We start from the raw sequence: 1,364 nt of genomic DNA, 5'->3' as shown, positions 1-1,364 counted from the left end.
GTGACCGGGGCCCAGCCCATGATTCGGATGTCGTTTCGGTCGACGATGGGCGCGGTGTACTTCTTGGTGTCCGAGTAGCCAAGGTAGCCGCCGGTAGTCGCGCGAGAGTCGAGAATGGATGGTGACCACGCCACCGTGTCGCCGGGTGCGAACGTGACGAGTCCTGTGCTGGTGGCGGTGTCGCCGGAAGGTACCCGCCATTGCAGTTGGAGTTCGTGTCGCGTGGTGACCGAGTCGCCGATGTCGGGGACGCGGGCGGAGATCTGCGTGGTGCCAATCCCGTCGAAGGTGCGTTGCAGGTCAGTGGCCGCAATCTCCGGTGCAGAGGTGAACGCTGCGGCCGCGACGGCGTCCTTGCGCTGGAGGGCGTCAACGAACCCGTCGAGGTTCTCCTGACGCGGATCCGAGAACAACAGGCCGCAGGACGCCAAGGGGAGTGTGGCGGTCAGGATCACGGCGAGCGTCGAGCGGCGCAAACGGTGCATGCGATTAGGAAAGCCGTCGGGTTGCTGACCTGTCCAAGTGCCGCGTTCGCCGCCCGTGATTGGCGGACGTTATCGCTACAGCTGAGCGCCGGTTCGTATCTCGTTGACGAGGAGCCGCGCGATACGCCCGATGGAGGCGTCCACTATGGGCAGCGCCGCGTCGGCGCGGGCTGCCCGGGTTACAACGCACACGACGACCGGTGGCTCACCGTCTGGTTGGACGACAGCGGTCTCGGCGCGGATCCGGCCAATGGTGCCGGTTTTGCCGGCGACCGCTGTCGATGCCAAAGGGAACCCGCTTGCGATGCGGTGCGGCCAGATCTGCTGGCCTAGGACCTCCCGCATGAACGCGCACTGCTGGGGGTCGGAGGCGGTGTTCGTCCAGATTGCGCGCATCAGCTGGCATAGCGCTCGGGCAGTGCTGTGCGAGACGTACGCGGGGTCGTAGGCGTGGACCTGGTCGGTGGCGGGGTCGGTTGCCAGCAGGTGGGCAGCGTCCTGCCAGTCGCGTGCGCCGAGTTCGGAGATCGTCAGCTGTTGCTGGGCTCTCACACTTCCGCGGATCACCGTGGCCTCGAGGCTGAGGGCCAAGAGGGTCTCGTCGAGGGCGCCCGCGGGTAGGAGGCGTTGCACTGCTTCGGCGGCGGTGTTGTCTGAGACCGTAATCATCATGCGCACGAGATCGCGGATCGAGACCTCGACGTCGTCGGCGAAGAGGGCGAAGCCGGTCGGCCCCGGCGTGTGCTCATTGGGGGTGATGGTGACCCGTTGTGTCAGGTCCAGAGTGCCGGCGGCTGCCGCGCGGCAGGCCGCCACCATGAGGTGCAGCTTGTACATCGAGGCCACCACCACCGGAACGTCCTGGCCGATACCCAGACC

Annotated in this window: 1 protein-coding gene and 1 pseudogene; both read right to left on the bottom strand. The window is 66.7% G+C overall.

Going from position 1 to position 1,364, the window contains the following annotated elements; translation table 11 throughout:
* Window positions 1-485, bottom strand: a pseudogene (locus ACWIE7_RS19285) (hypothetical protein); the annotation flags it as partial.
* Window positions 486-560: 75 nt separating this feature from the next.
* A partial coding sequence (locus ACWIE7_RS19280) for a serine hydrolase (RefSeq protein WP_454070348.1) occupies window positions 561-1,364 on the bottom strand: 804 nt, incomplete at its 5' end.

The sequence above is a fragment of the Dietzia sp. NPDC055343 genome (genome assembly GCF_053645265.1).
Note: the sequence above shows the minus strand (reverse complement) of the source record. Positions and strands in the feature narration are given on the sequence as shown.